The organism is Jatrophihabitans lederbergiae (genome assembly GCF_031845305.1).
Taxonomy (GTDB): Bacteria; Actinomycetota; Actinomycetes; order Mycobacteriales; family Jatrophihabitantaceae; genus Jatrophihabitans_A; species Jatrophihabitans_A lederbergiae.
The window spans coordinates 1-19,588 of the sequence record NZ_JAVREH010000064.1 but is presented as its reverse complement, the minus strand read 5'-3'; the positions used below and the strand labels follow the sequence as shown (position 1 = coordinate 19,588).

General features: G+C 66.4%; 18 protein-coding genes. 8 read left to right on the top strand and 10 right to left on the bottom strand.

The features are described 5' to 3' along the window. Positions 1–106: 106 nt before the first annotated feature. The 3 genes from RM423_RS21830 to RM423_RS21820 all read right to left on the bottom strand — a co-directional run bounded on the left by RM423_RS21830 (position 107) and on the right by RM423_RS21820 (position 3,388). Positions 107–373: a hypothetical protein gene (locus RM423_RS21830; RefSeq protein WP_311425164.1), complete on the bottom strand. Its 267-nt coding sequence runs from the start codon at positions 371–373 to the stop codon at positions 107–109. A gap of 126 nt (positions 374–499) precedes the next feature. Continuing rightward, positions 500–1,876 carry an aspartate aminotransferase family protein gene (locus RM423_RS21825; RefSeq protein ID WP_311425163.1) on the bottom strand — a complete coding sequence of 459 codons (1,377 nt, stop codon included), beginning with the start codon at positions 1,874–1,876 and terminating at the stop codon, positions 500–502. A 12-nt stretch (positions 1,877–1,888) separates the two neighbouring features. Then, a complete protein-coding gene (locus tag RM423_RS21820) occupies positions 1,889–3,388 on the bottom strand; it encodes a CoA-acylating methylmalonate-semialdehyde dehydrogenase (protein ID WP_311425162.1) in 1,500 nt (499 codons plus the stop codon). A gap of 60 nt (positions 3,389–3,448) precedes the next feature. Between RM423_RS21820 and RM423_RS21815 the strand changes: the two genes are divergently transcribed. Next, positions 3,449–4,795 (top strand): aminotransferase-like domain-containing protein, encoded by a 1,347-nt coding sequence (locus RM423_RS21815; RefSeq protein WP_311425161.1) that lies wholly within the window; start codon positions 3,449–3,451, stop codon positions 4,793–4,795. A gap of 609 nt (positions 4,796–5,404) precedes the next feature. On the opposite strand, the gene RM423_RS21810 is transcribed toward RM423_RS21815, so the two are convergent. Continuing rightward, on the bottom strand, positions 5,405–5,629 hold the full coding sequence (locus RM423_RS21810; protein ID WP_311425160.1) for a hypothetical protein: 225 nt from the start codon (positions 5,627–5,629) through the stop codon (positions 5,405–5,407). A gap of 731 nt (positions 5,630–6,360) precedes the next feature. On the opposite strand from RM423_RS21810, the gene RM423_RS21805 reads away from it, so the two are divergent. Beyond that, on the top strand, positions 6,361–7,575 hold the full coding sequence (locus RM423_RS21805; protein WP_311425159.1) for a GGDEF domain-containing protein: 1,215 nt from the start codon (positions 6,361–6,363) through the stop codon (positions 7,573–7,575). Between the two features lie 92 nt (positions 7,576–7,667). Here the strand turns inward: RM423_RS21805 and RM423_RS21800 are convergent, their stop codons facing one another. From RM423_RS21800 to RM423_RS21780, 5 genes are all read right to left on the bottom strand, one after another. Continuing rightward, on the bottom strand, positions 7,668–8,795 hold the full coding sequence (locus tag RM423_RS21800; RefSeq protein ID WP_311425158.1) for a mandelate racemase/muconate lactonizing enzyme family protein: 1,128 nt from the start codon (positions 8,793–8,795) through the stop codon (positions 7,668–7,670). After that, positions 8,792–9,850: a Gfo/Idh/MocA family protein gene (locus tag RM423_RS21795; RefSeq protein WP_311425157.1), complete on the bottom strand. Its 1,059-nt coding sequence runs from the start codon at positions 9,848–9,850 to the stop codon at positions 8,792–8,794. Before RM423_RS21795 ends, RM423_RS21800 begins: the two co-directional genes overlap by 4 nt. A 43-nt stretch (positions 9,851–9,893) precedes the next feature. Then, positions 9,894–10,832, bottom strand: a complete 939-nt coding sequence (locus tag RM423_RS21790) for an ABC transporter permease (RefSeq protein ID WP_311425156.1) — start codon at positions 10,830–10,832, stop codon at positions 9,894–9,896. Between the two features lie 110 nt (positions 10,833–10,942). After that, positions 10,943–12,472 carry a sugar ABC transporter ATP-binding protein gene (locus RM423_RS21785; protein ID WP_311425155.1) on the bottom strand — a complete coding sequence of 510 codons (1,530 nt, stop codon included), beginning with the start codon at positions 12,470–12,472 and terminating at the stop codon, positions 10,943–10,945. A gap of 14 nt (positions 12,473–12,486) precedes the next feature. After that, the gene (locus RM423_RS21780; protein WP_311425154.1) at positions 12,487–13,563 is read right to left on the bottom strand and encodes a sugar ABC transporter substrate-binding protein; all 1,077 of its coding nucleotides are present in this window, start codon (positions 13,561–13,563) and stop codon (positions 12,487–12,489) included. Between the two features lie 231 nt (positions 13,564–13,794). Between RM423_RS21780 and RM423_RS21775 the strand changes: the two genes are divergently transcribed. From RM423_RS21775 to RM423_RS21765, 3 genes are read left to right on the top strand one after another with little or no spacing between them, the layout of a single operon-like run. Further along, a complete protein-coding gene (locus RM423_RS21775; protein WP_311425153.1) occupies positions 13,795–14,976 on the top strand; it encodes a mandelate racemase/muconate lactonizing enzyme family protein in 1,182 nt (393 codons plus the stop codon). After that, positions 14,973–15,719 carry an SDR family NAD(P)-dependent oxidoreductase gene (locus RM423_RS21770; RefSeq protein ID WP_311425152.1) on the top strand — a complete coding sequence of 249 codons (747 nt, stop codon included), beginning with the start codon at positions 14,973–14,975 and terminating at the stop codon, positions 15,717–15,719. The genes RM423_RS21775 and RM423_RS21770 overlap by 4 nt, the downstream gene beginning before the upstream one ends. Before the next feature lies 1 nt (position 15,720). Further along, complete coding sequence (locus RM423_RS21765; RefSeq protein ID WP_311425151.1) at positions 15,721–15,999, top strand: muconolactone Delta-isomerase family protein; 279 nt, start codon at positions 15,721–15,723, stop codon at positions 15,997–15,999. Between the two features lie 8 nt (positions 16,000–16,007). Here RM423_RS21765 and RM423_RS21760 read toward each other — a convergent pair whose 3' ends face one another. Next, positions 16,008–16,322 carry an L-rhamnose mutarotase gene (locus tag RM423_RS21760; RefSeq protein ID WP_311425150.1) on the bottom strand — a complete coding sequence of 105 codons (315 nt, stop codon included), beginning with the start codon at positions 16,320–16,322 and terminating at the stop codon, positions 16,008–16,010. A gap of 140 nt (positions 16,323–16,462) precedes the next feature. On the opposite strand from RM423_RS21760, the gene RM423_RS21755 reads away from it, so the two are divergent. From RM423_RS21755 to RM423_RS21745, 3 genes are read left to right on the top strand one after another with little or no spacing between them, the layout of a single operon-like run. After that, a complete protein-coding gene (locus RM423_RS21755) occupies positions 16,463–17,335 on the top strand; it encodes a sugar phosphate isomerase/epimerase family protein (protein WP_311425149.1) in 873 nt (290 codons plus the stop codon). Next, positions 17,332–18,420 (top strand): LacI family DNA-binding transcriptional regulator, encoded by a 1,089-nt coding sequence (locus RM423_RS21750; RefSeq protein WP_311425148.1) that lies wholly within the window; start codon positions 17,332–17,334, stop codon positions 18,418–18,420. The genes RM423_RS21755 and RM423_RS21750 overlap by 4 nt, the downstream gene beginning before the upstream one ends. 29 nt (positions 18,421–18,449) lie before the next feature. Continuing rightward, positions 18,450–19,430, top strand: coding sequence for a thiamine pyrophosphate-dependent dehydrogenase E1 component subunit alpha (locus RM423_RS21745; RefSeq protein WP_311425147.1), 981 nt, complete (start codon positions 18,450–18,452; stop codon positions 19,428–19,430). Positions 19,431–19,588 lie beyond the last annotated feature (158 nt).

Genomic DNA, 19,588 nt, shown 5'->3' with positions numbered 1-19,588 from the left:
GATACAACTCGACAGCGTCGCGGCGAAACTCCTCGGAGTAGTTCTTCCTCGCCATGAGTGGATCATCTCGCTTCCACCCCACCGAAGCAGGGATTGAGCGTGTCCACTACTCGGGGTCAGGTCCCGGGAACGCCGAGGCGAGTTCGGCGTAACAGAAGGCCATTAAGATGCCGACGAATGCCGAGGCAAGAAATGCAACGAACGAAGCGCCGCCGACCGCCGCGAGGACGGTGGGAATGATGATGAACACGCTTGAGGCCGGCGTAACGGCCGACAGGGTGATCAGGATGTTGCCACCGAGCGAGAGCGACCGTGACAACTCCTGTGTGTAAGCACCCCCGTCGACGCTGGGGGCGATCGGGGTCTCACTCATCGCAGGCCTACCCACGGCGACGCCGCTCGGCGACTATCGGGCCGTGCTGATCCGGTCATGTCGGGTCCTCTCGGTGACTACTTCGGTTACTGGGGCGCCTTGGCATGATGGCTCGAGACAGCGGAATCAACTTCCGGTGTAGTACTGATCTGCGACTATGAGAGCTTCGTCGAGTATCGCGATGCCCTCGGAGATCTCGTCGGACGTCGTCGTGCAGGGTGGGACGATGTGGGTTCGGTTGAAGTGGATGAACGGCCACAGCCCACGTTCTTTGCAGGCGGAGGCGAATCGGGTCATGGGGGCCGCCGCCGTGCCGGTGGCGTTATAGGGCACGAGTGGCTCGCGGGTGTCTCGGTCACGAACGAGCTCCAGCGCCCAGAAGGTGCCAATGCCGCGGACCTCGCCGATCGAGGGATGCCGTTCGGCTAGGGCATGAAGTGCAGATCCGATGACGTCCTTACCCAGCATGCGGGCATTGTCGATGATCCCCTCGTCCTTGAAGATGTTGATCGAGGCGACAGCCGATGCGCAGGCAAGCGGGTGACCGGAGTAGGTGAGGCCGCCGGGAAAGGCTCGTGTTTCGAAGGTGGCTGCGATGGCTTCAGCGATGATGACGCCGCCGAGGGGGATGTAACCGGAGTTGACGCCCTTGGCAAAGGTGATCAGGTCTGGGGTGACCTTCCAGTGATCAACGGCGAACCACTCACCACAGCGCCCGAAACCGGCCATGACCTCGTCGGCGATCATCACGATCCCGAACTCGTCACACAGTGCGCGGACACCGGTGAGGTAGCCCTCGGGAGGGATCAGGATGCCGTTGGTGCCGACTACCGTTTCGAGCAGGATCGCCGCGACGGTGTGCGGACCCTCTACCGTGATTAGGTTCCGCAGATGTTGAAGGGCGCGTTCGGATTCCTGTGCCTCCGTCTCGGCATGGAAGGCCGAACGGTACAAGTAGGGCCCCCAGTACCGCACGATGCCCGGCATTCCAGGCTCGGAGTCCCAGCGCCGCGGGTCGCCGGTGAGAGCGATGGCACCAGCGGTCGCGCCGTGGTAGCTGCGATAGGCCGCGAACACCTTGTGGCGCCCGGTATGCAGGCGCGCCATCCGGACGGCGTTCTCGTTCGCCTCGGCACCCCCGTTGGTGAAGAACACCTTGTCCAGTCCTCGTGGGGCGACCCCGGCGATGAGCCGGGCTGCTTCACTGCGGGCGTCGTTGGCGAACGGTGGTCCGACGGTGCAGAGCTTGGCTGCCTGCTCCTGGATGGCCGCGATCAGCATGGGGTGCTGGTAACCGATGTTGATGTTGACCAGCTGACTGGAGAAGTCCAGGTACCGCTTGCCGGCGAAGTCGGCGAAGTAGGACCCTTGCGCCGACGCGATCGGTAGCGGGTCGATCATCGCCTGAGCGGACCAGGAGTGAAAGACGTGAGCCCGGTCCGCGGAACGGACCTGTTCTTCGGTCGATGAGGGCAGCAGCGACGAGGTCAGAGTCCCGGTCATGTCGATAGCTCCTTATCGGGTCCGGGGAAAGCCGAGATCCACGGTCGACGTCGCGGGGTCGGGCCAGCGCGAGGTGACGACCTTGCCCCGGGTGTAGAAGTTGATGCCTTCAGGCCCATACATGTGGGTGTCACCGAAAAGGGAGGCCTTCCAGCCACCGAAGGAGTAGTAGGCGACGGGAACGGGGATCGGTACGTTGATGCCGACCATTCCCACCTCGACGTCGAACTGGAACTGCCGGGCCGCCCCGCCGTCGCGGGTGAAGATCGCGGTGCCGTTGGCGTACTGGTTGGAGTTGACGATGCGCAACGCCTGCTCGTAGGTGTCTGCTCGCACGACCGACAGCACGGGACCGAAGATCTCGTCGGTGTAGACGCTCATTCCTGTGGTGACATTGTCCAGCAAGGTGGTGCCGAGGAAGAATCCGTCCGCCGGAACGTCGGCGCCGTAGCCAGGCCGACCGTCGACCACTACGGTGGCACCGGATTCGGCACCTTCGGCGATGTAGCCGACGACCCTGTCACGGTGCACGGCGGTAATCAAGGGGCCCATGTCTGTGTCGGGGTCCGCGCCGTTGCCGATGGTGAGCTTGGGCAGCCGGGCAGCGATGGCCTCCACCAGCTCGTCCCCGATATCGCCGATCGCGACGGCGACCGAGATCGACATGCAGCGTTCGCCGGCCGCCCCGTAGGCGGCCGATACCGCTGCGTCGGCGGCCATGTCGATATCGGCGTCCGGTAGCACGATCATGTGGTTCTTGGCGCCACCCAGGGCTTGCACTCGCTTCCCGTTGGCAGTCCCCGTTTCGTAGATGTAGCGCGCGATGGGCGTGGAACCGACGAAACTGACGGCGGCGATGTCAGGGTGAACGAGCAGCGCGTCAACGGCCTCCTTGTCGCCCTGCACGACGCTGAATATCCCGTCGGGTAGCCCGGCCTCAGCCCACAGCTGGGCCAGGAACAGGGCCGCGGACGGGTCCTTCTCGCTCGGCTTGAGGATGAATGCGTTTCCCGTGGCGATCGCGTTCGCGCACATCCACAGTGGCACCATGACCGGGAAGTTGAATGGTGTGATGCCGGCGACCACGCCAAGTGGCTGCCGGATCGAGTAGACGTCCACGCCGGTCGAGGCCTGCTCTGAGAAGCCACCTTTGAGCAGCTGTGGAACGCCGGTAGCGAACTCGACGTTTTCCAGGCCACGCGAGATCTCCCCGACCGCATCGGAGAGAACCTTGCCGTGCTCGGCGGTCACGATTGCGGCCAACTCGTCGGTTCTGGCATGCAGAAGCTCACGAAACGCAAACAGAACGGCCGAGCGCCGCGAAAGCGAAGCCTGGCGCCATTGGATCGCCGCCGCCGCGGCCTTGGTCACGACAGCATCGACCTCGGCGGCAGTGGCCAGGTCAACCTCGGCAGTCTGCACCCCGGTGGCCGGGTTGTAGACCGGCGAGGTTCGACCCGAGGTGCCAGCGGTCGTCCGGCCATCGATCCAGTGCGAGATAAGCGTCGTCATGGCCGAAACGATATGGCCCAGCGCTTGGCAGCACAATAGCTTTATTGTTATAGTACAATAATGACTGACGTTATGGTGACGATACGGCGATATCTGGATAAGCCCACAGCGAGCGGTCTCGCCAACGCGGTCAGCCACGGGATCCGGGATGGCATCTTGGCACCCGGCATCAAGCTTCCGCCCATCCGCATGGTCGCCGCCGAGCTCGGCCTTGCGCCGGCAACCGTTGCAGCAAGCTGGGGATTGCTGGCGAGGTCCGGTGCCATCCAGACCGATGGCCGACGTGGCACAACAGTTGTCGACACGAGCGCCCTGGGGTCATCGCGCTACCGTCAGGCGCTGGCGCACACAACGCACTTTCGCCAGGACCTCTCGACCGGAGTGCCGGATCCTGATCTGCTCCCGGAGCTGACGCGGGCTCTGAAACATCTCACCACCGCGGCGACACCGGGCAACTATCTCGACGAGCCGGTATTGCCGGAGTTGATCGAGACATTACGCGACGACTGGCCGTATGACGCAGAAGAATTCACCGTCGTAGATGGAGCCATGGATGGCCTGGAACTGGCAGCGAGGACCCTGCTCCGGTTCGGTGACCGAGTAATCGTCGAACACCCATGCTTCCCGCCGCTGCTCGACCTGCTGGAAGCAATCGGAGTCGAGATTGTCGGGATCCCACTTGACGAACACGGGCCGCGCATGGACTCACTCGCCGACGCGCTGCGCTCTCCGGTCAACGCCGTGTTCATCCAGCCGAGGGGGCAGAACCCGACCGGCGTTTCCATCAGTCGCTCTCGAGCCCGTCAGGTGGCCGCCGCGCTCAAACCACACAAAGCCCCAGTCGTGGAAGACGACTCGGCCGGCGCTATCGCGAGCACGCCGGCGATCAGCCTAGGACGCTGGATTCCCAGTCAAACGCTGCATATCCGCAGCTTCTCCAAGTCCCACGGGCCCGATCTACGACTCGCAGCCATCAGCGGACCGAGCGCGCTCATCAACCAGATCACCCACCGCAGGCAGCTGGGCCAGGGTTGGAGCAGCCGCCTGCTCCAACGCATTCTGCTGACCCTGCTCACCGACCCCCGAGCACGTGAACAGGTCGAGCACGCACGAGGCGAATATCGACTCCGACGCGATCTGCTCATCGAAGCCCTCGCCAGCCATGACATTTCCGTCGAAGGCAACGACGGCCTCAACCTCTGGATCCCCGTTCACGATGAGTCCGCAACCACAGTCAGGCTTGCAAGCCAGGGCATCGGCGTAGCACCCGGGTCGCCCTTCGCAGTGCTCCCCGAGCCGGACCCGCATATCCGAGTAACCGGCGGTCTCATCACCAAAGGACACGCCGACATCGCCACCCTCCTTGCTGCTGCCGCGCAGCCGGGTATCAGACGCATGACACGTTGAGAGACCGAGCTCCGGTGACTCGAGTTACTGCCGGCCCTGAGATCATGACGCGGCTTCGTAGCTATCCTAAGTTGCCCAGGTTGACATCGCCTTGATCGGACAGAACGTGACCAAAGACAGCTGGCTGAGGGTCTGGCCGTGGATGCTGTTGTACGTGGTCCTGATCGCCATCGGCACCGTGGCGTGGGCGCTTTGGGGTCCCGGTCGGGGTTTGTCTTTCGTGCCGCTTGTCGTCGGTGTGATCGTGCGCCTTGCGCGCGGCTGGGTTAAGGCTCGCATGAATCGTGATCGCCGGCTGACGGAAGACGGTGCACGGTCAGCGGCCTCCGAACGTCGACCGAGTAGACACTGATCGACGTTTTCTCGTGTCGGTCGGTCGGCCTGCCGCGGAAGGGTGCTCTGCAGCTGCGCGTTACCCACGACCGGGACTGCGCATCAAGGGAGCCCGCCAGTGGGTCCCCGCACACGATGAACCGCCACCAGCAAGCGACTGATGGCGGCCGGAGCGTCCACTGAAGGTTCTGATCCGCTTACGGCGATCGGTCCACGCCGCCGACGTGGCTCAGGTGGTGCTGCTGGCCGTTCCTCGACCGGACGGCTTCCGGGCTGTCAGCGGTCAGGCTCGGCATGATGGGCGCCCTGGCGTCGCTGGGCACAGGCCTGACCGCGCAGCAGGCCGGCCGATGCCCTGGGCGACTGACCGGCCGAGATCGACGTGACGACCTCGATCCCGGCCAGCACATCCCCGCCACCCGCGGCACAGTTGGCCGCGATGAGCACCCCGCGCAGCGCCGTCACCGCCCTGGGCACCGCGCGGCCGGCGATGACAGTCACGTCAGTCCGGCGCGGGCTACCACGCAGCGGTCCCGCGTGCACCGCCGAGGCGGCCGATCGGCTCGCCGGAGGTCATCCGGTATGACGCAGGCAGCCGATGCCGACCGGGCCTGGCCTCAGCGGGACTGCTGGCCGGTCAGGGGGCCGGGCTGTTGGCCGGCGGTGTCCTGGGTGCAAGCGTGGGCACCGCCCGGCCATCGCCATCTGCTGGCGTGTCCGGGGCGGTCCTTGCTGTCCCGGTGGCACTGAACCGTCGGCGCGGCAACATGCAAGACTGGCCCCACAGTGAACCGTCAGGCCCATTCCTGGTTGAACGTCATGTCTTCACCCTTCTGGCTTTTGTTGTTCGTCTGATCCAATTGGTGTCAAGCCCATTCCTGATTGCGCACGTAACCCACCTGCCTCCGTCTCGTTATGGATGTTGGCCAGCTGATCTGGAGCTACGCCCATTCTTGGTTAGACATCATGCGGACTTCACCTGCCTCGGTGGTCGTGGGAGTGGATCGCGAAGAATCGCGGGCCGGGTCGCATCACCGGTCCTTAGGATCCTCCTGAGTTACCGGAACCTGTGAATACCTCCCCGAACAAGGGCATGTAGGGCAACATGGCACCATCGGCACTGACAGGTTCGTTGCACGCTGTGCCCTACGGTGAGGAACCACGATGTCATGGCGGTGAGCAGCGGCGATAGGCGTTCGTCGTCACGCCCAAGCCGCTGGACCCGATGGGCTTTGTGGGCGACACCGTGGCCAGCACGGCTCATCATCCTCATTCTTGAAGCTGCCGTCACCCTCCTCGCTGCAACCGCGCTGCTCCACGGTCATCCGACCCACGGCGACTTCGACCGGTTCGCGCTGCTGGTAGCGCTCAGCGCCGGCTATGCCGAGGCAGGAGACCGGGTGGAGCGACTGCGCCATTACCTGGCCGCCAGTACCGGCACCTGGGCCAGCCCGGTCGCCGTATGGTGCTTCGCCGCGGCGCTGACCCTGCCCGCCGGATGGGCCGGCTTGTTCGTCGTCGTGCTCTACGGCCACCGGCTCGTGCGCGAGCACCGCCACCAAACGGGCCACCCACACCGGCTGATCTTCACCGCCGCCACCGTGGTGCTGGCCACCCTGGCCGCCTCCACCCTCAACACCGCCGCCATCCCCTCCCGCGGCGTGCTCGCGGTCGGCCTGCCCGGGGCGATCGGAGTCCTGGCCGCCCTGCTGGCCTACATGGCCATCAACCAATCGCTGGTCTCCACCGTCGTCTACATCGTTACCCGGCCGGCGAACTGGCGCACCGGAATGCTCACCGGCGACGACCTCGCCCTGGAACTCGCCACCCTCGTCCTGGGCGTGCTGACCGCCGAAGCGCTACTCCACTCGCCACTGATGACACCACTGGTCCTGGTCCTGCTCGTGGTGATACACCGCAGCTCCCTCGTGCGCCGACTTCAGCACGGGGCCACCACCGACGCCAAGACCGGGCTGCTCAATGCGGCCGGGTGGCGCCAGCTTGCTCAGCGGCAGCTACGCCGGGTGCAGCGCGGCCGCAACGGCGCCGCGGTCCTCATGATCGACCTGGACCACTTCAAGAAGCTCAACGACACCTACGGACACCTGGCCGGCGACACCGTGCTCCGCGCCGTAGCCGACACCCTGGCACGCGAGTTACGCGGCCACGATGCCGTCGGCCGTTTCGGCGGGGAAGAGTTCGTAGTGTTCCTCGACGGCATCGCCCCCGCCACCGCCCTGACCATCTGCACCCGGCTCAACAGCCATATCCGCGAGCTCCGATTCGACGACGTGCGGCAGGTCACCGCCTCGATCGGCCTAGCCAACTACCCCGCCGATGGACGCCACCTCGACGACCTGATCGAGGCCGCCGACGTCGCCATGTACCGCGCCAAGGCGCGCGGCCGGGATCAGACCCAACGCGCCGACGCCGCGATCACCCCTTGAGTTTCCTCGATCGTCAGCTGTGGATTGGTCCTCGGCCCATCGAAGGCAGCTCCGTCGCCGGCTACACCGAAGTCAGCCGCACCCGACGAGCCTCACCGTGGCATCCGGTACCGGTTGAGCACCGCCTCGTCGATGTCGAGACCCAGGCCGGGCCCGCTAGGCACCCGGAAGGTCCCCGCGTCGGCCGCGATCGGCGTCGCCGTCAGCTCGTGCTGCATCGGACTCGGGAGTGGCTTGATCTCGATCTGGCGACAGTGCGGTGATACGAAGGAGAGCGCTACGCTCGCCGCCGTAACGATTGCACTGGACCAGGCATGGGCGTTGATCTCCCGCCCCGCTGACTGCACGTGTGCCGCGGCGGCCAGCCACCCGGTAATGCCCTCACACCGACCGGGGTCCACACCGACGACGTCGACTGTGCCGGTGTCTACGATGCGCTGGATACCCCTGGGCGTCCATTCTCGTTCGCCGTACGCGATTTTGGTGGAGGCCCTGGAACGGAGTTGGCGGTATCCCGCGGGGTCATCAGGTCCCAGGGGCTCCTCGATCCACGCGATGTCAAAATTTTCGAAGGCTTGGGTTCGGCGTAGCGCGGTCCGCACGTCCCAGTGCACCGCCGCGCCGATGTCGATCATGATTGACTTCTCGGACCCGAGCTTCTGGCGAAGTGCTGCGACGAAGGCGATGTCGCGCCCTTCGTCGTAACCGAGATTTGCTTTGCCACGCTTGCCGAAACCCACCTTGATCCCGACGGCGTCATGGTGAGCAACCCACCCGGCCATTGTCTCTGCCATGGCGTCGAGGTCGTTCTCCATGGCGTGGCAACTGACCAGCGCCGGTATTCGGCCGTGCACAGCACCGCCGAGGAGGTCGACGACACTCAGTCCAGTCGCCTTGCCGGCCAGGTCCCAGAGCGCGATGTCCAGCGCGGAGATGGCAAAGGAGGCGAGGCCGCCGTTGCCGTACCACCAGGTGTGGGCTTTCAAAGCTTGGTGGACGAGGGCGTGATCCATCGGATCCCGGCCCACCACGAGGGGCGCGAGGCCGTCGACGAGCGACGCGGTGGCGACCGTTGCCTCCGGCCACATGGTCACTGCCTCCCCCCAACCGACTTGGCCGTCGTCCGCGGTCACCCGCACCAACAGCAGGTGACGCACGGCGGAGTTGTCGTTGGGTTCTGGGTAAGCAACCGGCACAGCCTCGACATCGGTGACCTTCACGAGCTGGTCTCGAATGCGCCACTGGCCGCGCTGCGGTACGCCAGTTCCAAAGCCTCGACGGTGCGCGCACCGAGCTCACCCGGAGCGGGATTGTCCGTACGGCGGCCCGAGGCAAGGTCGATGAGGCAGTTCGCCGCGCGGGCGCCGTCGTAGGCTCCCTCGCCCGGCGCGACAGGAAGGTCGGCCTGGCCGGTCGCGGGCCGGAACAGCGACACGCGCTCGCGGAAGACGTCGATCATGAACTGGCCATCGCTGCCGACGGCCTCGACGGCCAGGTGGTGTTTGTTGCCATCCGCCCCGACGAACGACGATGCGCCGGCGACACTGCAGATTCCGCCCCCTTCGAGCGAGAGGCAGATCGCGTCGTGCAACTCCACCGCCGCACTGAGCGGTGATGACATGAGCGCGAACGCACCACGGGCTCTGGCTCCCGTCAGGCCGAACGCGAGCGCCAGCGCGTGCGAAAGCTGAGCCTGCCCGTACCCGCCGCCCGAGATGGCTGGATCGGTCCAGGTCGCCGGCTCCGGAGCCGAGTCCGGGCTCGCGTCGGGGTAGCCGCCGGTGTCGGCGAGCAGCTCACGCGTCTGGGAGGACATCGTGACGGAGATCTGCTCCACGGCGCCGATGCCGCCTGCGCACAGCAGTTTGCGTGCCCGCTCGACCATGGGGGCGTAGTTCCATCCGAAGGACAGCAGGAGCTGCCGATTGGCCCGCTCGGCCGTCTGGACAACGTCCCAGGCCTGTTGGCTCGTCAGGGTGAACGGCTTTTCGCACAGCACGTGCGCTCCCGCGAGCAGCGCGGCCGTGGCGTGTTCGTGATGGTGCGCGGTCGGGCTGGCGACGACGACCACGTCCACGCCTGCGGCGAGGACGTCGCGGTAGTCCTCACTGGCGATTCGGAAGCCGAACCGCTCCTTGACTCGGCGGAGGGCATCGTCGCCCCGTCGGCAGACACCGACGAAGTCGACGTCGTCGGGACGGGCTGCCAATGCGGGCAGATGCGCCGCCACGGCCCACGAACCCGCACCGATCACTCCTACGCGGAGCTTGCTCACGCTCTCACTCCTTTGACCCGGGTGGTGCCAGATGACGCGAAGGCTAGGCCTTCGAGAACCTCAGCCTGAGCTGGTCGAAGCTGACGGCGATGATCAGCAGCACGCCACTGGCGACTTGCTGGTAGAAGCTCGAGACGTTCATGAGCGTCAGCCCGTTATTGAGGACGCCGATAATCAGCAGACCTACGAGGGTGCCTTGAACCGTGCCGCGCCCACCGGACAGGCTCGCCCCACCGAGGACGATCGCGGTGACCACGGTGAGCTCCAGACCGGAGGCCGCGTTGGGCGACGCGGCCGACAGCTGCGAATCGAGGATGAGACCCGACAGCGCCACCCCCAAGCCGCTCGCGACAAAAGCGATGATGATCATCCTGTTGCCGCGGACGCCGACCAGCCGTGCGGCGACGGGGTTCGACCCGGACGCGTACAGCGACCGCCCGAACACGGTGTAGCGCATCAGCAGTGCGGCGACGGCAGCGGTGACAGTCAATAGCAGCACCGGCACCGGAATGCTGAGGAATGGCCGAGCGGTTCCGAGACCGGAAAAATTGGCGAGGTTGACGGTGCCGCCGTTGGCCCGCACTTCGGTGAGGCCCCGCAGAACGGCCAGCATCCCGAGCGTCGCAATCAAGGCGTTGACCCTGAGTACCGTGACAAGGAACCCGTTGATCAAACCGATGAGTACGCCCAAGCCGACTGCGGCTAAGACGCCGAGGAAGATCGCGTGGTTTTGGGCGACGACCGCCATCATGACGCCGCAGAACGCAGCACCGCTGTCGACGGAGAGATCGACCTGGCCGGCGATCAGCAGCATGGTGCCCGGAATGGCGATGATGCCGGTGACAGCGATGGCCGTCAGCACGTTCAGAAGGTTGTTCTGGGTCATGAAGTACGGCGACTTCAGCCAGAAGAACGCGATGAGAGCTACGAGGACCACCAGCAGTGCGGCGAGTTCCGGTAAAGAACGCTTGCGGCGTCGCACCGGTGCCGCAGTGGTCCTCTCTGGTGTACTGGGCGCTGCCCCCACCCCTGGCGAAACGATCTCGTTGTTGATCACGATGTCAGCGATCCCTCTCGAGCCGGTGTTTTGCCTCATCCGCCGGCGCTGTCGGTGAGGGCGTCGGTGGTGATATCTTGTCCGTGTAGTTCACGTGTGGCCCGCCCGCGAACCATCACCACGGCTCGGTCGGCGAGCTGTACGACTTCCTCATAGTCGCTGGTGGCGACCAGCACTGCGGCGCCGTCGGAGGCGAGTTTTCGCAGGGCGAAGTAGATATCGGCCCGAGCGCCGACGTCGACACCGCGGGTGGGCTCGACCAGGCTCAGCAGCGACGAGCCACATTCCAGCCACCGAGCCAGCAGCACCTTCTGTTGATTGCCGCCGGAAAGACTGGCGAGAGACTGACGGGCACCACCGGCGGCACGGATGTTGAGCTCCCGGCTCCACCGGTTGAAGGCATCCTGCTCGCGCGCGGCGCTGATGACGCCTAGTCGGCTCAACCGAGGCCAAGACGGAGCGGCGAGGTTCTCCCCGATCGAGAGGGTGAGCAGTGCACCTTCGCGTTGGCGGTCGGCCGCAAGGTAGCCGACCCCCTGGTCGATCGCGTCCCGGGGCCGCGCCGCTGGCTTGCGGCCGAGGATGTGAACCTCTCCTGCTGTGAGAGCGCGCCGACCGAAGACGGTATCGGCGACGTCGGCGGTACCACTGCCTACCTTGCCGTACAGGCAGACGATCTCGCCTGAGTGCACGGTGAGGTCCAGGTTCTCAAAGGCCGGCGGAGAGCTCGCGCCGCGGAAGGAGACCACCGCCTCGCCGCGTGGGCTCGCCATCGCAGCCGGGCGCGATACCGCGCCGATGTCACGACCGACCATCGCGGTCACCAGTTCAGTCCGTTGGAAGCGGTGGGCCGGTCCCGCCGCAGACACCGAACCGTCTCGCAGGACGACCACGTCGTCGGCGATGGCGGCGACCTCGTCGAGCCGGTGAGTGATGTACACGAGCGCCACGCCCTGCTCGCGCAGGCGCCGCGCGAACCCGAACAGCCGCTCCACCTCGTCGGAGGAAAGCGCCGCGGTGGGTTCATCGAGGACGAGGCATCTCGCGTCGTCCGACAGCGCCCGGGCGATTTCGACCACCTGCCGCTCACCGACTCGGAGTGAGCCGACCGGGGCGTCGAGGTCGATCTCCACGCCCATGCTGTCCAGTACCTTGCGGGCGCGCTTGCGCAGCGCGCCCCAGCTGATGAGCCCTCGCCGACCGGGCCAGTGGCCGAGGCTGATATTTTCAGCGACGGTGAGGTCCGGCGCGTCCGAGAGCTCCTGAAAGATCATCCGTATTCCCCGGCGCCGCGCAGCCAGCGGGCTGAGGCCCGCGACCGCGTCCGAGCCGCCGTCGGCGGTCGCGAACTCGAGCGTCCCAGAGTCGGGCAGGTGGGCGCCGGCGATGACGCGCACGAGGGTCGACTTGCCGGCCCCGTTCTCGCCCAGGAGAGCCAGAACGCGACCACCGACGATGTCGAGATCGACCCCGTGCAGGACCTCGCTGCCTCCGAACGACTTACGAATCCCCCGCGCCCGCAGCTCGAAAGCTGCGGGCCCAGTGGCCGTGATGGCATGCGACATGAACAGATCTCGATTCAGCAGGAGGGGTTGTAGATGCTGCTGATGTTGGCCGAGTTGATGATCTGGTGCGGCACGAGCAGCTCCTTCGGAACGCTCTCGCCCTTGATGGCCTTGATGAGGTAGGGCACCCCGATTTCGCCGTAGCGCTCAGGGAAGTAGGCGGTGTCGCCGACCCACTGCGGGTTGGACTTGATGGCGCACCAGGCGGACGGGTCCGCACCCTGACCGGAGAGGTACAGGTCCTTGACTCGGCCCGCGGTCTTGGCGGCGGCGAGTGCACCCTCGATCGCGTCGTCGTTGATGGCGGTCACCACGATGGTGTGCGCCCCTGGCAGCGTGGTGAGGACATCGGCAAAGGTGGTGCGCGCCTGGTCGATCCGGAAGGCATTTTCGACCTTGAGGTTTTTGATCGGGCCGCAGACCGACTCGAAGCCCTTCTTGTAGCCACCCATCCGGGCTACGTTGACCGCGCCGGCGTCGGGCTCCTCCATGGAGACGTAGGCGTCGTACTTGCAATTGAACTTCTGCTTAAGAGAATTGCCGAGTGCCTTGCCGGCCAGCTCACCCGCGAACTGGTTGTTGGCGCCCATGAACGACGTTTGGCACGAGCCCTGCTCGATGTCGATGGCGATCACGGGCACCTGCGGGCCCGCTGAGCAGATCGAGTTGGCCGACTTGGCGTCGGATTGGAAGTTCAGGTAGCCCTTGACTCCTTGGACCTTGAAGTTTCGCGCGCAGGCCAGCGCGGTGGCCCCGTCACCCTTGGAGTCGCAGTAGACGAGTGTCGCGCCCGCTGCCGCAGCTTGCTTCTTGACGCTGTCGCTGACCAGCTTGGAGAACGGCACGGCGTCGTCGAGGGTAATGAGACCGATCTTCAGGCCCTTTCCACTGCCGGGAGCTGCCGTCTGGAATTGCACGGCGTTGGCCTCTCCGCTCGGGGCGGTGCTAGGCAGGGCGCTGGTGTTGGCGCTCACTGCCGTGATCGGCTGAGTCTTACTGCCACCGCCGGCCTTGCCGGTGCTGCAGCCGGTGAGCGCTACAAGCCCGACCGCGGCTAGCGCAGCGGCGATCCTGACCTTTCGGGACCCCATGGAGACGACCTTTCTCTGACTCTGGCTGTGAGGGCCGGACACTTTAAAACTCCGGAATGGATTCCAGCTCTTAGTAGTACGTCAAGGCTTGTCGCGTCAAGAGCTCTCGTCAAACTGACAGCCTTCCCTGTCCCTAATTGCTGGTGTTTCGATGGTTATTCCGCAGGTGCTTGACCGGCACCGACCCGGTGTGCCAGGCTGGTTACGATTCCAGCCCGCCAGGAGGTCTCCATGGTGCCCAACGCGCCTGACGTCGCACGGGTCGCCGGCCCAGTCGACGCGGCATCGCCCAAAGGATCAGGCGTCCACATCACAGCGATCGAGACCGTCCCGGTCCGCGCGCCGCTGGCCCGCGAGTTCCGAGGCAGCTATTACCGGATGACGCACCGCGCCACCCTGGTCGTCCGGGTGCTCACCGACGCCGGGATCGTCGGCGAGGCGTACGTCGGCGACGAGGACGCGACGGCAAGAGAGATCCAGGCGGTCCTCCTCAACGAGATCGCACCACGAGTTGCGGGCCTCGATGTGTTGGCCACCGAGCAGTGCTGGCAGGCCGGCTATCCCGCAACCTTCGACATCCTGCGCGATCGGCGCATCGGCTTAGTCGCTCTTGCCGCCATGGACACCGCAGTGTGGGACGCTGTCGGCAAGGTGCTCGGGCAACCGCTGTGGCGGTTGTGGGGTGGCGCCCGTAACCGGGTGCCGATGACCGCGATCGGCGGCTACTACGGGGAGCCGCTGGGGCCGATCGAGGACGAGATCGGCTACTACCGCGACGCCCTCGGCCTCGCCGGCATGAAGTTCAAGGTCGGCGGCCGCTCCCCTGCCGTCGACGCCGAGCGGGTGCGCCGAGCGCGTGCCGCAGCAGGACCGGACTTCGTGATCTGCATTGATGCCAACCAGGGCTATACGGTGCCTGCGGCAATCGAGCTCGCGCGCCGCCTCGAAGGCGCGGACATTCGGTGGTTCGAAGAGCCCGTGCAATGGCACAACGATCGCCGCGCGCTGCGCGACGTGCGCTACATGGGCGGCATCCCGGTCTGCGCTGGGCAGAGCGAGTTGTCCGCCAGCGGGTGCCGGGACCTCATGGAGGCCGGTTCGATCGATGTCTGCAATTTCGACGCCTCGTGGTCTGGAGGACCCACCGTATGGCGCCGGGCGGCAGCGATCGCGTCCAGCTACGACGTGCAGATGGGTCATCACGAGGAGCCGCAGGTAAGCACGCATCTGCTGGCCAGCATCCCGCACGGCACCTACGCGGAGTGCTTCCACCCCGACCGCGACCCGTTCTGGTGGGCGCTGGTCACCAACCGTCCGGAACTGCGCAACGGTGAGCTGACCCTCTCCGATCGCCCCGGCCTTGGGTGGGATCTGGACTGGGACTACATCGAACGCCATAGGCTCGACGCGTGACGTCCATTCTCGACGACGGCCTCAAGGACGCACGCGTGCTGGTGACCGGCGCAGCCGGTGGCATCGGTGCTGCGGTGACCGATGCGTTCACCGCCGCCGGTGCCTCCGTCGTTGCGACGGACCTCGGGCCCCTTCCCGAGACACTCGAGCCCGTCACCGCCCTTGTCGCGGACTTGCGAATTCCCTCCCGCTGCGAGGGGCTGGTGGCAGACACCGTCGACGCGCTCGGCGGTATCGACGTCGTCGCGCACATGGCCGGAACCCTGCGCCGCAGGAACGACCTGACCGACGTCACGGAAGAGGACTGGGACGTGCAGCACGACGTGAACCTCAAGGCGTCGTTCTTCCTGCTGCGCGCCGCGGCGGAGCAGATGAAACGGCAGGGCACCGGTGGCCGCCTCGTCGCGGCGGCGTCCCAGGGCTGGTGGAGCGGCGGCTACGGCGGGTCTGCCGTCTACGCCTCGACCAAGGGCGGTCTGGTTTCCCTGTGTCGTGGCCTTGCCCGGACCTACGGCCCGTCGGCCGTCACCGTCAACACCGTCGCCCCAGGAGCGGTAGACACGCCGATGCTGACCAGAGACCTCGCCGACGAGACGCTTGAGTCCATCATTGCGGCGACGCCGCTGGGGCGGCTGGGCGAGCCACGGGAGGTCGCCGCCGCGGTGCTTTTCCTGGCCTCGGCCCGGGCCTCATTCGTCACCGGCGCCACCCTCAATGTCAGCGGCGGCTGGCTAGCGTACTGACATGGAATTCCTTGTAACCATCACGCAGAACTGGGCAGCTCTGCGTCGGCATCCCGATCTCGACCAACTGGTGGCCGCCGAACGGCAGGTCGGGCGGGCACTCGTCGAGGACGGCATTATCGTGCGCATTTGGCGCCTGCCGGGACAGCGGGCCAATATCGGCATCTGGCGGGCTGCCGACGCTACCGAACTCCTCGCCCTGCTGGACCAGTTGCCGCTACGCCCCTGGCTGGAGGCCGAGGTCATGGCGCTCGCGACGCATGAGTTGGAGGCGTCGTGACGTCGCCCTCAGTCCAGGTGCCACACCTCTTGGGCCTCGATCAGGTTGCCTGCCTGGTCGGTGTGCTCGGCGAGCACGTCGGTGAACCATGCCGCCCACCGCGCGTTGACCTCAGTCGCCCCCACTCTGCCAAACGCCGTTGCCGCGTCAGGGTGGCACTCGGCGTAGGCGATCACGGTGGTGTCCCGGCGGAACAGGGTGTAGTTCCGGACGCCGGCCTGTTGCAGTTCCGCCACCAGCTCCGGCCAAATCTCGTCATGTCGGCGCTGGTACTCCGCCTCCCGGCCTGCGACGATCTCCATGAGAAAACAAATGCGTTGCACGGCGACTCCTCCACTGGACCTAGGCCCGGAGCGGTCGCGTGGACCCGTGGACCTTTCCGGCACAGTACTGGAAAGCATTCCGGACCCTCGCAGGGTGCGATCAGTCCGTTTGAATATCACTCGATCACGGGGAGCATTTGATGCGCCTGTCCTGCGCCGACTACACCTGGCCGCTCCTGCCACACGGTGCTGCTCTCGATCTGGTGCGCGCACTGGGCTGCGAAGCCGTCGACCTCGGGTTCATGTCCCTTCGCTCACACGTGCGCCCCGAACACGCCCACGGTTCGGTCCAGGCGACGGCCGGCGCGGTTCGCGAGCGGGTGCAGAGTCGACATCTGCTCGTCGCCGACGTATTCGCGATCCCGGCCACCGATTTCGAAACGATGTCGGCGAACAACCCGGACGCCGGCGAGCAGGAACGGTCGCTCGACTTCTTCCGGGACGCCGTCGAATTCGCTGCCACGGTTGGGTCCCCAGGAATCACCACGCTTCCGGGCATCGCCTTCGACGGTGACAGCTTCGGCGACGCGCTCACCCGCTCGGCCGACGGTCTCAGTCGGCGGGTGGAGATGGCGGCCGTGCGCGGCCTGGTGGTGTCGGTCGAACCCCATACCGGGTCGCTCATCGACACACCGGACAAGACCCTGCAGCTGCTGGACCGGGTACCGGGGCTGCAGGTCACCCTCGACTACGCCCATTACATCTACGGCGGGGTATCCCAGAGCGAGGCGGACGCGGTGCTGCCGCACGCGCGCCACCTCCAGTGCCGCCCCGGACGGCCGGGTGCGCTTCAGGTGCGGGTAGTGGAGGACGCGATCGACTGGGCCGCCGTCGTGCGCGCGCTGCACCTCGGCGGCTACCAGGGCTACCTGGCGCTCGAGTACACCTGGCAGGAATGGTTGGACTGCAATCGCGTCGACACGGTCGCCGAATCGGCACTGCTACGCGACGTGCTTCTGGCAGCCGACGCGGTTCAAGCGCCGACCGGCGCCGCCTCTGGAGCGGCGGGATGAGTGGCGCCGCCGCCCGCCGGCCGAAGGTACCGAAGGCGAGTAATGCGGTGCTGACGCCGTTGAACTCCGCGGCCACCCTCACCGACCGGGCCGGCATGCGCGAGGTCGCCGAGCGCGCCGGCGTGGCGATGTCGTCGGTATCGCGCGTGCTGTCCGGTCACCCGGACGTCAGCTCGGCCATGCGCGCGCGGGTGATGGCAGCCGTCGAGGCGCTCGGCTACGAGCCGAACATGCTCGCGCAGATGCTGCGCAGCGGCGCCACCCACACGGTTGGCTTCGTGGTGGGCGACATCTCCAACCCGTTGCTGGCCCAGATAGCCCTCGGCGCCGAGGTCCGCCTACGCGCTGCGGGATACGCGATGCTGCTGACCAACTCGGTCAACGAGGCCAACCTCGACGCCACCCACATCCGGCTGCTGCAGCAACGCCGTGTCGACGGCCTGCTGCTGTCACTGTCCGACGAGACCAGCGACGAGACTCTCGATGCGCTCACCCGGTCGATGACCCCGAGCGTGCTCGTCGACCGAGACCTTCCCCTGGATGAGCCGTTCAGTGCGGTGCTGTCCGATCACGCCTCCGGCATCCACCAGGCTGTCGACCGGCTGGTCGCCCTCGGCCACGACCGGATCGCGCTGGTGGCCGGCTCCCCGCACGTCAGGCCCACCCGCGAGCGGATCAACGCCCTGGAGGACGCGCTCGAAAACCACCTGGGGGTGGTAGGGCAGGTGCGCTCCGGAGCGTTCACCGAGGCCCACGGCAAAGCCGCGACCCGGGAACTGCTCGCAGGACGCCGACCGCCGACCGCCATCATCGCCGGCGGCAACCAAATCCTCGTCGGCGTATTGGACGAGTTGGGTGCCCGCAAGGTGCGCGTCCCTGCCGACATCTCACTGGTCACTTGCGACGACGTCCCACTCGCCAAGTTCTTCACTCCCACTCTGGCGATGATCAACCGTGATCCGTACGAGATCGGCCTGGCCGCCGCCGGGCTGTTGCTCGACCAGCTGAGCGGCCACCCGCCTGAGACGGTGATCCTCCCGACCACCTTCGTCACTGCAGCCAGCTGCGGCCGACCGCCCCGCTGAACCTTCCAACGACCCCAGGGAGATCCGTCATGACTACATCAGTCGCAGCCACGCTCACGCGTGAGGAGCTACTCGACATCCAACGACGCATGTGCGAAATCCGGGTGTTCGAGGACATCGTCAAGGACTGGTTCAGCCGCGCCCTGGTGCGCGGAAGCACTCACCTCTACCAGGGCCAGGAGGCAGTGGCGGTCGGCGTCACGAGCGCGCTGCGGCCGGGAGACACGACGACGTGCACCTACCGCGGCCACGGCACCGTGCTGGCCCAGGGCGCACCGCTGGACCGGTCCTTCGGCGAAATCCTCGGCAAGGCAAATGGCCTGTGCCACGGCAAGGGCGGCTCGATGCACTTGACCGACCTCAGCGTGGGCGCCCTCGGTTCCTTCGCGATCGTCGGGGCCCACCTTCCGATCAACGTCGGCGCAGGTTGGGCGGCGCAGGTGCTGGGCACCGGGGCCGTGAGCGCGAGCTTCTTCGGCGACGGCGCGACGAACATCGGGACGTTCCACGAGGCCCTGAACCTCGCCGGGGTGTGGAAGCTGCCAGTTCTGTTCGTCATCGAAAACAACCTCTACGGCGAGTACTCGCCGATCTCCACGACTACCGCGAACCCCAATCTGACCGACCGCGCCCTCGCTTACGGAATGCCGGGCGTCCAAGTCGATGGCAACGACGTGGTCGCCGTCTTCGAAGCGGCCCAAGCAGCGGTGCGTCGGGGCCGGGCCGGCGACGGCCCGACGTTGCTCGAGGCGATGACCTACCGGCACTCCGGTCACTCGCGCTCGGACCCCGGCAAGTATCGCCCGGCGGGCGAGCTGGAGGACTGGCTGACCCGGGACCCGCTGGTAGTAGCCGAACAGCGCCTGCGTGACCTGGGCGTGGACCAGGTCCAGCTAGCTGCCATCCGTGAAACCGCGAGCGCCACAGTGCGCGAGGCCGCAGACCGTGCACTTTCCTGGGCGGAGCCGGCGCCCGAGGACCGATTCGAGAATGTGTGGGCAACCCGATGACTGCAACCGCCACAGCGACTCCCCGCTTAGTGGTAATACCGTTCAGTTAGTGGGTTGTGATCTGGTAGATGGGTGGGTGTTGGGGTCGGGGCCAGGTGGCGTGGTGGGCGCGTTTGACGTGCCATTTGGGCATCTTTCTTTTGATGACGCGGGGTTGG

Excerpts from the sequence above, each read along its gene's own strand:
- RM423_RS21830 (WP_311425164.1), bottom strand. The coding sequence starts at position 373 with ATGAGTGAGACCCCGATCGCCCCCAGCGTCGACGGGGGTGCTTACACA.
- RM423_RS21825 (WP_311425163.1), bottom strand. The coding sequence starts at position 1,876 with ATGACCGGGACTCTGACCTCGTCGCTGCTGCCCTCATCGACCGAAGAA.
- RM423_RS21820 (WP_311425162.1), bottom strand. The coding sequence starts at position 3,388 with ATGACGACGCTTATCTCGCACTGGATCGATGGCCGGACGACCGCTGGC.
- RM423_RS21815 (WP_311425161.1), top strand. The coding sequence starts at position 3,449 with ATGACTGACGTTATGGTGACGATACGGCGATATCTGGATAAGCCCACA.
- RM423_RS21785 (WP_311425155.1), bottom strand. The coding sequence starts at position 12,472 with ATGTCGCATGCCATCACGGCCACTGGGCCCGCAGCTTTCGAGCTGCGG.
- RM423_RS21780 (WP_311425154.1), bottom strand. The coding sequence starts at position 13,563 with ATGGGGTCCCGAAAGGTCAGGATCGCCGCTGCGCTAGCCGCGGTCGGG.
- RM423_RS21775 (WP_311425153.1), top strand. The coding sequence starts at position 13,795 with ATGGTGCCCAACGCGCCTGACGTCGCACGGGTCGCCGGCCCAGTCGAC.
- RM423_RS21765 (WP_311425151.1), top strand. The coding sequence starts at position 15,721 with ATGGAATTCCTTGTAACCATCACGCAGAACTGGGCAGCTCTGCGTCGG.
- RM423_RS21755 (WP_311425149.1), top strand. The coding sequence starts at position 16,463 with ATGCGCCTGTCCTGCGCCGACTACACCTGGCCGCTCCTGCCACACGGT.
- RM423_RS21750 (WP_311425148.1), top strand. The coding sequence starts at position 17,332 with ATGAGTGGCGCCGCCGCCCGCCGGCCGAAGGTACCGAAGGCGAGTAAT.
- RM423_RS21745 (WP_311425147.1), top strand. The coding sequence starts at position 18,450 with ATGACTACATCAGTCGCAGCCACGCTCACGCGTGAGGAGCTACTCGAC.